Source organism: Kocuria gwangalliensis (assembly GCF_039544365.1).
In the GTDB taxonomy this organism is placed as follows: domain Bacteria; phylum Actinomycetota; class Actinomycetes; order Actinomycetales; family Micrococcaceae; genus Kocuria; species Kocuria gwangalliensis.
On record NZ_BAABLN010000001.1, the window covers coordinates 191,904 to 204,782 of the forward strand.

Annotated in this window: 14 protein-coding genes and 1 riboswitch; of the genes, 4 read left to right on the forward strand and 10 right to left on the reverse strand. The window is 65.0% G+C overall.

Annotated features, from left to right (window positions below; genetic code table 11):
* Positions 1 to 33: 33 nt before the first annotated feature.
* The 4 genes from ABEA06_RS00850 to dnaK form a co-directional block, all read right to left on the reverse strand.
* Positions 34 to 480, reverse strand: a complete 447-nt coding sequence (locus tag ABEA06_RS00850) for a heat shock protein transcriptional repressor HspR (RefSeq protein WP_345310253.1) — start codon at positions 478 to 480, stop codon at positions 34 to 36.
* Position 481: 1 nt separating this feature from the next.
* Positions 482 to 1,513: a J domain-containing protein gene (locus ABEA06_RS00855; protein WP_345310254.1), complete on the reverse strand. Its 1,032-nt coding sequence runs from the start codon at positions 1,511 to 1,513 to the stop codon at positions 482 to 484.
* Positions 1,514 to 1,599: 86 nt separating this feature from the next.
* Positions 1,600 to 2,241: a nucleotide exchange factor GrpE gene (locus ABEA06_RS00860; protein WP_345310255.1), complete on the reverse strand. Its 642-nt coding sequence runs from the start codon at positions 2,239 to 2,241 to the stop codon at positions 1,600 to 1,602.
* Entirely contained in the window at positions 2,238 to 4,100 is a 1,863-nt protein-coding gene (gene dnaK, locus ABEA06_RS00865) for a molecular chaperone DnaK (RefSeq protein WP_345310256.1), read from the reverse strand. The genes ABEA06_RS00860 and dnaK overlap by 4 nt, the downstream gene beginning before the upstream one ends.
* A gap of 346 nt (positions 4,101 to 4,446) precedes the next feature.
* Here dnaK and ABEA06_RS00870 point away from each other — a divergent pair, with 346 nt between their 5' ends.
* From ABEA06_RS00870 to ABEA06_RS00885, 4 genes are all read left to right on the forward strand, one after another.
* Positions 4,447 to 6,447 carry a BCCT family transporter gene (locus ABEA06_RS00870; RefSeq protein WP_345310257.1) on the forward strand — a complete coding sequence of 667 codons (2,001 nt, stop codon included), beginning with the start codon at positions 4,447 to 4,449 and terminating at the stop codon, positions 6,445 to 6,447.
* Positions 6,448 to 6,573: 126 nt separating this feature from the next.
* Complete coding sequence (locus tag ABEA06_RS00875) at positions 6,574 to 7,062, forward strand: low molecular weight protein-tyrosine-phosphatase (protein WP_345310258.1); 489 nt, start codon at positions 6,574 to 6,576, stop codon at positions 7,060 to 7,062.
* Positions 7,059 to 7,691: a uridine kinase family protein gene (locus ABEA06_RS00880; RefSeq protein WP_303382356.1), complete on the forward strand. Its 633-nt coding sequence runs from the start codon at positions 7,059 to 7,061 to the stop codon at positions 7,689 to 7,691. The genes ABEA06_RS00875 and ABEA06_RS00880 overlap by 4 nt, the downstream gene beginning before the upstream one ends.
* Positions 7,688 to 8,581: an aminotransferase class IV gene (locus tag ABEA06_RS00885; RefSeq protein WP_303382355.1), complete on the forward strand. Its 894-nt coding sequence runs from the start codon at positions 7,688 to 7,690 to the stop codon at positions 8,579 to 8,581. Before ABEA06_RS00880 ends, ABEA06_RS00885 begins: the two co-directional genes overlap by 4 nt.
* A 90-nt stretch (positions 8,582 to 8,671) precedes the next feature.
* Here ABEA06_RS00885 and ABEA06_RS00890 read toward each other — a convergent pair whose 3' ends face one another.
* The 6 genes from ABEA06_RS00890 to ABEA06_RS00915 form a co-directional block, all read right to left on the reverse strand.
* Positions 8,672 to 9,469 (reverse strand): energy-coupling factor transporter transmembrane component T family protein, encoded by a 798-nt coding sequence (locus ABEA06_RS00890; RefSeq protein WP_312395779.1) that lies wholly within the window; start codon positions 9,467 to 9,469, stop codon positions 8,672 to 8,674.
* Positions 9,466 to 11,037, reverse strand: a complete 1,572-nt coding sequence (locus ABEA06_RS00895; protein WP_345310259.1) for an ABC transporter ATP-binding protein — start codon at positions 11,035 to 11,037, stop codon at positions 9,466 to 9,468. Before ABEA06_RS00895 ends, ABEA06_RS00890 begins: the two co-directional genes overlap by 4 nt.
* On the reverse strand, positions 11,034 to 11,651 hold the full coding sequence (locus tag ABEA06_RS00900) for an ECF transporter S component (protein ID WP_345310260.1): 618 nt from the start codon (positions 11,649 to 11,651) through the stop codon (positions 11,034 to 11,036). Before ABEA06_RS00900 ends, ABEA06_RS00895 begins: the two co-directional genes overlap by 4 nt.
* 61 nt (positions 11,652 to 11,712) lie before the next feature.
* Positions 11,713 to 11,819: riboswitch (TPP riboswitch) on the reverse strand.
* A gap of 76 nt (positions 11,820 to 11,895) precedes the next feature.
* Positions 11,896 to 12,159: a DUF4235 domain-containing protein gene (locus ABEA06_RS00905; RefSeq protein ID WP_312395773.1), complete on the reverse strand. Its 264-nt coding sequence runs from the start codon at positions 12,157 to 12,159 to the stop codon at positions 11,896 to 11,898.
* A gap of 94 nt (positions 12,160 to 12,253) precedes the next feature.
* Positions 12,254 to 12,619 carry a monovalent cation/H(+) antiporter subunit G gene (gene mnhG, locus ABEA06_RS00910; RefSeq protein ID WP_303382350.1) on the reverse strand — a complete coding sequence of 122 codons (366 nt, stop codon included), beginning with the start codon at positions 12,617 to 12,619 and terminating at the stop codon, positions 12,254 to 12,256.
* The gene (locus ABEA06_RS00915; RefSeq protein WP_303382349.1) at positions 12,616 to 12,879 is read right to left on the reverse strand and encodes a monovalent cation/H+ antiporter complex subunit F; all 264 of its coding nucleotides are present in this window, start codon (positions 12,877 to 12,879) and stop codon (positions 12,616 to 12,618) included. Before ABEA06_RS00915 ends, mnhG begins: the two co-directional genes overlap by 4 nt.

The following is a 12,879-nucleotide window of genomic DNA, read 5'->3' on the forward strand; positions in this document are numbered from 1 at the left end:
CGTGTCATGCCGCGTCTCGTCGACGCCGCTTGTTCACTTCCTCAGGCCGTGCACCTTCGCCGGGCGGTACAGCATGAGGGCCTGGGACACCTTGCGGGGTGCGGGCCGGGAACCGCGGGCCATGCGCACCACGTCTCCGGAAGCGCCCGCGGCGAAGATTCTGGAGGACTCTCGGCGTAATTCACGTTCCCGGTCCAGTTCTTCGGACAGTTCCGTGACGCGTAACTGCAACGCGTGCACCTGGTTCTCCAGCTGAATGATCCGCTTGATGCCCTCCAGCGACACGCCTTCCTGCGACAACGCTTGGATCTGGCGCAGTTTCTCGACATCCATCTGGGAGTATCTACGCGCCCTACCGGACGCCCGAGAAGGCGTCACCAAACCCAGACGGTCGTACTGCCGCAGGGTCTGCGGGTGCATCTTCGCGAGCTCGGCGGCTACCGAGGTCACGAACACCGGCTGCGTGAAGTCGAAGGCCATGTCACTTCGCCGCCTTCTCGCTCAGACCGGCTCGAGGATCGAAATCCTCGGTGGCCTGCGCGAATGCCTCCGCTGCTTTCTTGGCTTCGGCATTCAGCGACTCGGGAAGCTCGATGTCGACAGTCACGATCATGTTGCCGGTCGTGGATCCCGAGGTGAATCCCTTGTCCTTGACGCGGAAACGACGCCCGGACGACGTGCCCGCCGGGATCTTCACGTTCACGTGATTCCCGTCCAGGGTGGGCACCTCAAGGGTCGCACCCAGGGCGGCTTCGCCCACGGTCACCGGAACGGTGACAGCCACGTTCTGTCCGTCGCGGCTGAAGAACGGGTGATCCCTGACCTTGATGGTCACGATCAGATCGCCGTTTCCGCCCGGGCCGGAATGGCCCTTGCCCGACACCTTGAGTCGCTGTTCGTCCTTGACGCCCTTGGGCACCCGCACCGTGGTGGTCTGACCGTTGCCACGGCGCAACTTCACGGTGGTGCCGTTGTACGCCGAACGCAACGGAATGGTGGTGGTCGTGTGGATGTCCTCGCCCTTGGCGGGCGGGCCCTGATAACCGCCGTATCCACCGGGCGCACCGTAGGCGGGTCCGCCCGAGGTGCTGAACCGGGTGTCACCACCTTGACCGCCGAACTGCGCGAACAGGTCCTCGAACCCGCCCCCACCGGATGTGGAGTGGCGCGCGCGTCGACCGCCTCCGCCGCCGAACATCCCACTGAAGATGTCCTCGAAGCTCGCGTTACCGGCGGCGCCGCCACCACCGGGTGCACCCGCGCTGAAGCGAGCACCGGAGCCCATGGCACGGATCGCGTCGTACTGTTCGCGTTCCTCGGTGTCGGACAGCACCGAATTGGCCTCGGAGATGTCCTTGAATTTCTTCTCCGCGGCGGCATCCCCTGGGTTCTGGTCCGGGTGATACTTGCGGGCCAGCTTGCGATAGGCCTTCTTGATATCGGCCGGGGATGCGTCCTTGGAGACGCCCAGGACACTGTAGAAATCCTTATCGATCCAGTCCTGACTGGCCATGACGCCTCCTTTCAACTAAGAGTATGTGTTTTGTGCGAGTCAGGGCGGGTCTTGTCATGAAGACCCGCCCTGAACCTCGTGGTGCTTTACGGCTGTGCCGCCACGGCCACCTGAGCCGCGCGGACCACCCGGTCACCGATCTTGAAACCCGATCGCAGCACCAGGGACACGTGGTCCGGTTCCACCTGGTCGGTGGGTTGCTGCAAGACGGCCTCGTGAACGGTGGGGTCGAAGGCTTGGCCCACGTCACCGATCCGCTCGAGACCCTGACGAGTCAGTGTCTCCTCGAGCTTCGTGGCGATCGCCGCGAACGGCCCGTCCGTGAGGTCACCCGCCTTGCGTGCGGCCTCGATGTCGTCCAGAACCGGAAGCAGCGCGGTGATCATGTCACCGGACACGAAGTCCCGCAGCTGTTCCTTCTCGCGTGAGGTGCGGTTCTTGAAGTTCACGAACTCCGCCTGCAGGCGACGCAGATCCTCAAGTCGCTCGTCCGCGAGCTTCTGAGCGGCGTCCTCGCCCGCCGGGGCGGCGTCGTCGGGGTTCGACGACGCCGCGTCGGCAGCTTCGACGCCCTCGGACTGCGGGGTGCCGAGGATGTCATCCACGGTCAATCCCGGCTCGCCCTGGGACTGCTGCTCACCGGACTGGGCGTGAGCGGGGTGCTCCGGGTCCTCCTCCGGCACGGACTGGCCGTGACCCTTGGTGTTCTCGGAATCGCTCATGCTCACTTCTTTCCGTTGTTGTCTTCTTCATCGTCGACAACCTCGGCGTCAACGATGTCGTCATCTTCCTTGGGAGCCTCGCCCGCACCGGCATCGGCGGCGCCATCTGCCTGGGACTGCGCGTACAGGGCCTCACCGATCTTGGTCTGCGAGGTCTGCAGCTTGTCGAACGCGGTCTTCACGGCGTCGTCGTCTTCGCCTTCCAGCGCGGACTTGACGGCATCGACATCGGCCTGAACCTCTGACTTGACGTCCTCGGGCAGTGCGCCTTCGTCTTCGCTGAGCAGCTTCTCCACGGAGTAGGCGGTCTGCTCTGCGTTGTTGCGCAGGTCAGCGGCCTCTCGGCGCTTCTTGTCCGATTCGGCGTTGGCTTCCGCATCCTTGACCATGCGATCGATGTCGTCCTTGGAAAGGGACGTGCCACCGGTGATGGTCATGGACTGTTCCTTGTTGGTGCCCTTGTCCTTGGCGAACACGTGCACGATGCCGTTGGCGTCGATGTCGAAGGTGACCTCGATCTGCGGCATGCCACGCGGAGCCGGTGCGATACCGGTCAGCTCGAAGGTACCCAGGTTCTTGTTGTCCCGGGTGAACTCACGTTCGCCCTGGAAGACCTGAATGGACACGGACGGCTGGTTGTCCTCAGCGGTCGTGAAGGTCTCGGAACGCTTGGTGGGGATGGCCGTGTTGCGCTCGATGAGCTTGGTCATCACGCCACCCTTGGTTTCGATGCCCAGGGACAGCGGGGTCACGTCGATCAGCAGAACGTCCTTGCGGTCACCCTTGAGGACACCGGCCTGGATCGCGGCACCCACGGCCACGACCTCATCCGGGTTCACGCCCTTGTTGGGAGCCTTGCCAGCCATCTCGGTGACCTTCTCGACCACCGCGGGCATGCGGGTGGAGCCACCCACGAGCACCACGTGATCGATGTCGCCCACCTTGATGCCGGCTTCCGAGATGACGTCCTTGAAGGGCTTCTCGGTACGAGCCAACAGGTCCTGGGTCAGTTCCTGGAACTTGGCGCGAGTGAGCTTCTCATCCAGGTGCACCGGACCTTCGGGGGTCACGGATAGGTACTGCAAGGAGATGTTGGTCGAGGTGGCCGAGGACAGTTCCTTCTTGGCCTGCTCCGCAGTCTCCTTCAGGCGCTGCAGGGCGATCTTGTCCTTGGACAGGTCCGCACCGGTCTTGGACTTGACCTGCTGCAGCAACCAATCCACGATGCGCTGGTCCCAGTCGTCACCACCCAGACGGTTGTCACCGGCGGTGGCACGGACCTGAATGGTGGAGAAGTCGTCGTCATCCTTGCCGACTTCCAGCAGCGAGACGTCGAACGTACCGCCACCGAGGTCGAAGACCAGGATGAGCTCGTCTTCCTTGCCCTTCTCCAGACCGTAGGCCAGGGCCGCGGCGGTGGGCTCGTTGATGATGCGGAGCACGTTCATGCCCGCGACCTCGCCCGCCTCCTTGGTGGCCTGACGCTCGGCGTCGTTGAAGTACGCGGGAACGGTGATCACGGCGTCCGTGACCTTGTCGCCCAGGTACGCCTCGGCGTCGTTCTTGAGCTTCATGAGGGTACGGGCCGAGATTTCCTGCGGCGTGTACTTCTTGCCGTCGATGTCCTGGGTCTTCCAGTCGGTACCCATGTGACGTTTCACGGACGCAATGGTGCGATCCACGTTGGTGACGGCCTGACGCTTGGCGACGTCACCCACCAGGGTTTCGCCGTCCTTGGAGAACGCAACCACGGAAGGGGTGGTGCGGTTGCCCTCCGCGTTGGCGATAACGACGGGTTCGCCACCTTCGAGGGCGGCGACCACGGAGTTGGTGGTGCCGAGGTCAATACCTACTGCACGAGACATAGTTGCGAGTCCTTTCTTTCGACTGCTTGGGTCTGTTCCCGCCCACTCGACGCGCGAGCACTCGGGACAAATGTCAAACATGAGTTGTTATGACTCAAGTTTGCCACATGAGCGCCAGAAGTCAAGTAAAGTTGAGTCGAACGCGCTCAATGTGATGGAGCCAACATCCATGAGGTCACGATCGGGCAGCCTGACTAAACACCGAGAACTCGATATAGTCGTCTGCTTGTGCGCGGGCCTCCCATTGACGCGTGTCAGGTAGCGCAGGGCCCCGCCTCTACTTAGGAGACACACCTCTCTCGATTTCACGACTCATTCACTCGACGCCATGTCCAGGAGGACCGTCTTGAGCACGCCACCACACCCGTCAGAACAGCAAACCGGTTCCGGTTCGTCCGTGACCGTTGAACCGCCCAACGGTGAGATCATCTACCGGGACAACCGCAGCAAATCACGCAAGATCATTGATGAGCTGACCTACCCCCACGGGATCCACCCGGCGTTGGTCCCCGGCGTGGGTGTCGAAGACCGCAAGCTGAGTTTCGCCACGGACAAGGTGGTCTTCCTGGTCACCGCGGCCCTGATCGTGGGTTTCATCCTGTGGGGCATCCTCTCCACCGAAACCCTGACCAACGTCTCATCCACCGCCTTGGCCTGGGTGACCGCGAACACCGGCTGGTTCTTCATCCTGCTCTCCACCGCGTCCGTTCTCTTCATGCTGGTCATCGGCTTCACCCGCACCGGCCGCATCAAGCTCGGCCGCGACAACGAGCCGCCCGAATACTCCTTCTTCTCCTGGCTGGCCATGCTCTTCGCGGCGGGTATGGGCATTGGCTTGATGTTCTACGGCGCGTTCGAGCCCATGACGTACTTCGAGGGCGGTATCCCCGGTTTCGAGGGCGTGGCCGACGCCGGTGACGACTCGATGGTTGTGTATTCCCTGGTCCAGACCGCGTTCCACTGGGCGCTCAACCCCTGGGCCATATACGCGGTGGTGGGTGTTTCCGTGGCCTACGGTGCATACCGCCGGGGCCGTGCTCCGTTGATCTCCCGAATCTTCACCACGCTGCTGGGTCAACGCCGGGTGGAAGGCACGCTCGGCAAGCTCATTGACGTGTTCGCCATTTTCGCCACGCTCTTCGGCACCGCCGCTTCCTTGGGTTTCGGTGCCATGCAGATCACGCAGGGTCTGCAGATCGTGGGCGATGTGGAACCGGGCGGTAACACGGTGCCCATCATCGTGATCTGCGTCCTGTCGATCGCCTTCATCGTGTCCGCGGTCTCCGGTGTTTCGCGCGGTATCCGCTACCTCTCCAACACGAACTTGGTGCTGGCTTTCATCCTGGCGCTGTTCGTGTTCGTCGTGGGGCCCACGGTGTTCATGCTCAGCCTGATCCCGTCCGTGTTCTCCACCTACATTTCCGAGTACCTGTTCATGACCGGCCAGTCGGCCGCGTGGGGTCCCGCCGCCGCGGAGTTCTCCAGCACCTGGACCGTGTACTACTGGGCCTGGTGGATGTCCTGGGCGCCGTTCGTGGGCATGTTCATCGCCAAGATCTCCCGCGGCCGCACCATCCGTCAGTTCGTGACCGTGGTGCTCGTGGTGCCGGCGTCCGTGTGTGTCCTGTGGTTCATCATCTTCGGTGGCTCGGCCATGTACTACGCGCAGAACGGTGCGGATCTGACCGTGGCGAACGGCGCGGAGTCCATGTTGTTCGGTCTGCTGGACCAGTTGCCGTTGCCCGCCATCACCTCCGTGTTGGCCATGATCGTGATCGGCATCTTCTTTGTCACCAGCGCGGACTCGGCCTCCGTGGTCATGGGCACCATGACGCAGAAGGGCAAGCCCGTCCCAGCCAAGTGGATCGTGATTTTCTGGGGCCTGTGTCTGGCCGGTATCGCCATTGTGATGTTGCTGGTGGGTGGCGACAACGCCCTGGCCGGCATGCAGAACCTGGTGATCGTCTCCGCACTGCCGTTCGCGATCATCATGGCGGGCATGATGATTTCGCTCTTCAAGGACCTCCGCAAGGATCCCGCTACCCTGCGTTCGCGCTTCGCCTCGTCCGCCGTGGACAAGGCCGTTTCCACGGGTCTGGCCGAACACGGTGATGACTTCGCCCTGCAGGTGGAGCACGCCGAAGGCCACCGCGCGGCGGGTCAGGACTTCGACTCGCACGACCCGTCCGTGACCGAGTGGTACCGCCAGACGGATGAGGAGGGCAAGGAGATCGACTTCGAGTACCAGACCGCTTGGTCGTCATCTCCCGCGGACGACATTGCGGAAACCACCCCGAACGAGAAGGCCCCCTGGCAGCGGGGCAAGGAATCATCCACTCTGCAGTAGACGGCAGTCAATAGCCCGCTGCTTTGCCCCGGGGGCCCGGTACCGATCGGTACCGGGCCCTCATTTGTGTGGCTTGAGATGGCGCGGACCCGCCACATCCGTGGGAAGTTTCGTAGAGTGGAGGTCATGTTCAAAATCGTCACGGTGTGCACCGGCAACATTTGCCGCTCCCCCATGGCCCATGCCCTGCTCGATGCGCAGCTGTCCGCCGCCGGATTGCAGGATCAGGTGAGGGTGATGTCCGCCGGAATCAGCGATGAGGAACACGGCAATCCCGTGGACTCCCGCGCTGCGACCGTACTGGCCCGTAACGACCTCGAGTTGCCCGACCACCAGGCCCACCGCATCACCGACGATGAGCTCCGGGATGCGGATCTGTTGCTGGCCATGACCGCCGCGCACCAAGCGGAACTGCGGCGTCGGCTGGGGGATGAGCAGGCAGACCAGGTACGGCTCATGCGCTCGTTCGGCGCCGAGGATTTCCACGACAACGACCTGGACATCGCCGATCCCTGGTACGGCGGCGCCGATGACTTCGACCTGGCCTGGGAGCAGATCCGCGCGGCCGCCCCGCACGTGGTCTCCGAGGTCTCGCAAAGGCTGACGAGACGGTGATCGATCCCGAGGAGAACTTCGACGACGCCCTGTTCGCGGCCTACCCCGACGGCGTGAATCTCGCACGGCTGCTTCCCGTGCCCACACAGCGGCCGTTCATCATCGGCATCGACGGTCGGTCCGGTGCCGGGAAGACCAGCCTCACGGCGCAGCTGGCTGCCGTACTCGAGCGCCGGCACGACGTCACGGTGTTTCATTTGGAGGACATCTACCCGGGGTGGAACGGCCTGGCGCAGGGCATGGACACCTTTGTGCGCGAAGTGCTTCAGCCACTGCGCCGCGGGGAGGACGCCCATTGGACCGCGTGGGATTGGTTGACCAATGAACCCGGCACTCCACGACTGACCCGGGCCGCGGAAATCGTCCTGGTGGAAGGCGTGGGCGCGTGCAATGAACTGGCCCGGCCGCTGCTCGACACCTCGGTGTGGATCGAGCTGCCGGCCGCGTCACGAAAGCTGCGCGCCATGGAACGCGACGGCCGATCCTACGAAAAGTTCTGGGACGCGTGGGCGGAACAGGAAGAGTCCTATCTTGCTGCCGATCCGGTCTGGGAGAACGCGGATGTCCTGCACCCCGGCCCGGTCCCCGACGCCGCGGCATCTTCCAACGGTGAACGGGGCCGGTCATGAGCGAGGCCCAACGCGCAGTGGTCATGATGGCCCCCGTGGATCGGCAGCCCCACCTGGTGGATCCCGTACAGCCGCTCGTGCTGATCGATGACGAGGGCCTGACCCGTGGTGACGGGGTGTTCGAGACCATGCATGCCCTGGAGGGCGAGGTCTACAAGTTCGGTGCGCATTATCGGCGGTTGTGCACCTCCGCCCGGCTGGCCCAGCTCCCGGTGCCGTCCGAGGATTCCTGCCGCACCGCCATTGCGCTGGGTCTGGAGAACGCGGGCCCGGGGGGCAACGCAGGTTTGGGTGCGGAGCACTCGATCAAACTCAGTATCAGCCGCGGCGCCCCCGGTGGTGCCCCGTGGGCCTGGCTCACGGTGACCCCCGTCGGCGAAAAAACCTTTGCCGTGCGGCGCAACGGTGTGGCCGCCGTTCTGCTGCAGCGCGGTCACGACCCCGCCGAGGACTCCGGCTGCGCGTGGTTACTACCCGGCGCCAAGACCCTGTCCTACGCGGTCAACATGGCCGCACTTCGCCATGCGCGGGATCTGGGCGCGGACGAGGCCATTTTCACCACCTCGACCGATCGCCGCGTCCTGGAGGCCGCGACGTCGTCCGTGATCTGCGCCCGCACGGGGCGCGGCGAGCGCACCCTGGTGACCCCGGAGCCCTCGCACGGGATCCTGCCGGGCACGTCCCAGGCGCGGATTTTCGCGGCGGCGCGCAAGGATGGCTGGCGCATTGATTACGGTCCGCTCTACCCGGCGGACCTGCTGCGCGCGGACGCCGTCTGGCTCACCTCGTCCGTGCGGCTCGCGGTGCCCGTGGTGCGCCTGGACCAGCAACCGCTGCCCCACACCCGCGACCTCACACAGCTGCTGACCGGGTACCTGGTGGGTCACTGACCCGCCGAGTACACAACTACCCCGGCGGATCAATCACCCCGCCACGTCCCACCGTGGAGGGCGTACCCGAGTGACACAATGGCGGGCCCGCTACTGCCAGATGAACCTGTGGGTTCCCAACAGCAGTGACACGCCCAGGGCCCCGAGGGCGATCAGCACGGCGGCCCCAGCCGTGTAGAGATCCACGCGGCCGTAGTGGGGAACGCGCGCCCACGTGCGCTTTCCGGCTCCGAATCCGCGCGCTTCCATGGTCATGGCCAGGCGTGTGGCGCGGCGCAGTGACTGGACCAGCAGGGTGAATGCCTGCCCCCCGAATTCCTTGGCCGTGCCCACGGGTCCGTGATCATTGCCGGCGCCGCGTGCGCGCCGGGCCGAAGCGAGCACGGACCATTCCTTGACCATGACCTCGACCAGTCGCAACGCCGCCAGCGAGGCCAGTACAAATCGTTCGGGCAGTCGCAGGGTCTGCGCCAACCCGTCGGCCAGGTCGGTGGGGTCGGTGGTGAGCAGCACCGTGATACCGGGTAGCGCAATGGCCAGGCCACGCAGCGCAATGGCCGCACCGGCGGCCAGCGAGCCCGTGGTCACCGTGATCCAGCCCAGGTTCACCAGCTCGGTTCCGCCCTCCGGGGACAGCATGGCGGTGCCCCACCCGCTGATCAGTGCCGCCACGGTGATGGGCCACAGGGTGACCAGCAGACGCAGGGGTTTCTGCCCTGCGGCGGCCAGCAACACCAGTTGGCCCAGCAGGGCAAGACCGCTGGTCACGGGGTCCGCGCTCACGACCAGCACCACGGTGATGAGCAAGGCACCCAGGAGTTTGACCAGCGCGTTGGAACGGCCCATGGGACTGACTCGAACGGAATCGGCAATGGCGCTCACGCTCATGCTCCCAACCTCACTTCCACCGCGTGGAGGGCCTTGATGAGTTCGCGGTCGTGGGTCACGGCCACCACGGCGGTGCCCCGTTCCATCTCTTCGACGAGCATGTCGACCAGCTCACGCCAGGTCTGCGCGTCCTGGCCGAACGTGGGCTCGTCGAGGATGAGCACCTGCGGGGCGGAGGCCAGCACGGTCGCCACCGATAGCCGCCGTTTCTGCCCGCCGGACAGTGTGAACGGGTTGGCGTCCTGGATCTCCGCCAGGTCCAGACGGCGCAGCAGGGTGTCAATGCGCGTCTCGTCCAGCCCCGAGTCGGTACCGCGGCGGGCCGTCCGGAGCGGCCCGTATTCAAGTTCGGCCCGCACGGACGAGCAGAGGAACTGATGCTCCGGGTGCTGGAAGACACTGCCGATGCGGGTGATGAGCTCCGTTCCCTCCCAGAGCGAGGGGTCAGCGGGAGCGTTCCCGGCGAGAGCCCGCGTGGCTTTCACGGTTCCCGCGCACGGCAAGAGCAATCCCGCCAATGTCAGCGCCAGCGTGGACTTCCCGGCGCCGTTCTCGCCCGTGACGGCCAGCGCCTGACCCGCGCGCACGGTCAGGGTGATGCTGTGGGCGACCGGCACAACATTCTCGGTAGCGCATATCTCGTCCCGTCCCGGTGTTCCGCGGGACCAGGCTTTACGCGCCCGACGACGCCGCCGCGCCACCGCTCGCGCGCTCGGCTGGGTTCGGCTCACGGCCAGGTCGTGGACCTCCAGCAGCGGCGTTGCCTGCTGGTCGTACGCCGGGGCGGGAATGGTGGACGGTGTCCAGTCCGGAACCCACGTACCCTGCCGTTGCAAGAGTTCGCGCGCGTCCACGAGGACCTCGCGGGTCGGACCGTCGAACGCTACGCTCCCGTTGTCGTCGAGCACCAGCACTCGGTCCACCACGGATTCCCAGAGGCCGACTCGGTGCTCGACCACGATCATCGTGGTGCCCGCCTGTGACACCGCACGGTCCACCGCGTCGCGCAATTCGACCGCGCCCCGTTCATCCACGCTGGCGGTGGGTTCATCGAGCAGGAGGAGCTGTGGGCGCATGGCCATGGTTCCGGCCAACGCCAGGCGCTGCTTCTGCCCCCCGGACAGCGAGGTGGTGGAATGATCGAGCGGGAGGTCCAACCCGACCTCGGCAAGCGCTGCCTCCACCCGGGACCAGATCTGGTCGCGAGGTACGGCGAGATTCTCGAGGCCGAAAGCGACGTCGTCGCCCACGCGCCCCAAAATGACCTGCGTCTCGGGATCTTGGTGCATGAAACCCACCGATCCGCGCGCGTCGCGCGGATCCACGCCGTTGACGGTGAGTTCCCCGGAGCGGGATTCGCCGTCAGGATCCTGTTCCACACCGGCCATGGCCTGCAGCAGCGTGGACTTACCGGCTCCGGACGGGCCCAGCAGCAGCACACGCTCGCCCGGCCTGATCCGAGCGCTCACGCAGCGCAGGGACGGTTCCTCACGGCCGGGGTAGTGCCACCCGAAATCCGTGAGCACCACGTCCGCCCCGCGCTGCTCCACGGCCACGTGCGCGTTCATCGTCGTGCGGCGCCGGAGGCCAACCCGTTGAGCACGCCCGTCCTCTGCAGCGCCCGGGTGACCAGCCACATCAAGATCCCGGCGATGACCGCACCCGAGAGGGTGGTGAGAGCCGTATAAACCACTCGCTGGTCGAAGGCCCATTCGTAGTTGTAGATGATGCTTTCGTTGATTCCCATGACCAGTCCCGCAAGCGCACCACCTGCCGCCGCGGCGGCCGGGCCGAAGCGACGATAACGGCTCAGCAGGAACACGATCTCCACGGCGGCACCCTGGATCAAACCCGAGAACACCACCGGCCAGCCGAAGTGGGTGCCCAGGAAGCCTTCCAGGACGGCGGCGAGAAGTTCGCAGAAAATCGCGGCTCCGGGCTTGCGGATGATCAGTGCCCCCAGGGTGCCGGCGATCAGCCAACCGCCGCCGATCAGGCCGGTGGCCGGCGGGTAAGCAACCGCAGCGGTGGTCGCCACCGGGTACAACAGGTTGGCCCACGCCCAGAAGACGACGGCGCACAGTGCGGCCAGCACCGCAGCCACCACGATGTCCACCACCCGCCACGACTTCTTGGGGGATTTCCGCTGCGGACGGGCGGTCCTGGATTTGACCTGGGTCATGATGTTCATCCTCCTGATGAGTACAGGAGGGGAAAGAACCGCGCACGGGCCGCGCACGGGTCCTTTGAGATGCTCGACTCCCTAGCGCCGGTATGAACCGGATCAGGTTCGAGGGTCTGCGCTGGTGCGCACTCTCAGCGCCGCTCGGGCGCTCCCCTGTCGTTAGTGCCTCATCCTAGACCAAAAGAAGCGGCGGGGTCGCGTCCGCTGGACGCACCCCCGCCGCTTCCGGCAGTCGGAAAATTTAGATCTCGCTCTGCGACGTGTTGTCCTGGTCACTGTCCATCTTGGCGATGGCGCGCTGGACACCCACCTTGATGAGCGTGCCCACAAGACCGGTCAGAAGGGCCCACACGATGATGTCGCGCCAGGCCTCGTCCGGGTCCGGGTTCTTGGCGGGGGGCTCGTTACCCGTAACCTTTTTCCAGCCCGCGGTCAGCACCTTGTTGGACAGTGCCACGCCGCCCAGTGATGCTGCGGTGCCGGCCAAATCGTACATTTTGCTCATTGAAAGCTCCTCTTCACGGTTCTCGCTGCTTCACTAAGCATACGAAGCAGTTGCTGGTTCTTCGACCACCTCGGCCCGCCACGGGCCGAGATTTTTAGTCGTCACGCCTGGTACTCGCGTACTCGATCACGTTCTTGAGGTCGTCCTGGGTGAGGTTTTCCTCGCGCAGGTGCTTGGACCGGTACGCCGACCGACCCACCATGTGGGCGGAGACGGGGACCGTCAGCAGCATGAACAACCACGCCAGGATCAGCAACGGAATCATTGCGGGGTCGCGCCCCTCAATGCCCACCGCGGTCAGTAACAGCAGCAGGCCGAAGACCTGGGGCTTGGTACCGGCGTGCATACGGGAGAGCAGGTCCGGGAAACGCACCAGACCCACCGCCGCGGCCAGCGACATCAGGCACCCCACCACCATGCACACGGCTGCGACGACATCCAGAATCAGTTCCCACGTCATGACTTCCCCGTTCCCGCGTTACGCGCCACGGTCACGGAGCCCAAGAAGCCGACCAGCGAGACGATGACCAAGAGGAAAATGTTGTTCATGTGATGGTTGTAAACCATCTCGATGGCAAGGGACGCCCCGACAATGGCCAGCAACACGTCACTGGCAATGACTCGATCCAGGAGGGAGGGGCCCTTGGCGAGGCGATAAATGGCCCCGGCCGCGGCCAGTACCAGGAAGACCCCGCAGATCCACACGGCTATCTCGAACAC

Bases quoted from the DNA above. Each gene is read 5' to 3' on its own strand.
- ABEA06_RS00850 (WP_345310253.1), bottom strand. From the start codon at position 480: ATGGCCTTCGACTTCACGCAGCCGGTGTTCGTGACCTCGGTAGCCGCC.
- ABEA06_RS00905 (WP_312395773.1), bottom strand. From the start codon at position 12,159: ATGAGCAAAATGTACGATTTGGCCGGCACCGCAGCATCACTGGGCGGC.
- ABEA06_RS00895 (WP_345310259.1), bottom strand. From the start codon at position 11,037: ATGAACGCGCACGTGGCCGTGGAGCAGCGCGGGGCGGACGTGGTGCTC.
- dnaK (WP_345310256.1), bottom strand. From the start codon at position 4,100: ATGTCTCGTGCAGTAGGTATTGACCTCGGCACCACCAACTCCGTGGTC.
- ABEA06_RS00875 (WP_345310258.1), top strand. From the start codon at position 6,574: ATGTTCAAAATCGTCACGGTGTGCACCGGCAACATTTGCCGCTCCCCC.
- ABEA06_RS00885 (WP_303382355.1), top strand. From the start codon at position 7,688: ATGAGCGAGGCCCAACGCGCAGTGGTCATGATGGCCCCCGTGGATCGG.
- ABEA06_RS00900 (WP_345310260.1), bottom strand. From the start codon at position 11,651: ATGACCCAGGTCAAATCCAGGACCGCCCGTCCGCAGCGGAAATCCCCC.
- ABEA06_RS00855 (WP_345310254.1), bottom strand. From the start codon at position 1,513: ATGGCCAGTCAGGACTGGATCGATAAGGATTTCTACAGTGTCCTGGGC.
- ABEA06_RS00890 (WP_312395779.1), bottom strand. From the start codon at position 9,469: ATGAGCGTGAGCGCCATTGCCGATTCCGTTCGAGTCAGTCCCATGGGC.
- mnhG (WP_303382350.1), bottom strand. From the start codon at position 12,619: ATGACGTGGGAACTGATTCTGGATGTCGTCGCAGCCGTGTGCATGGTG.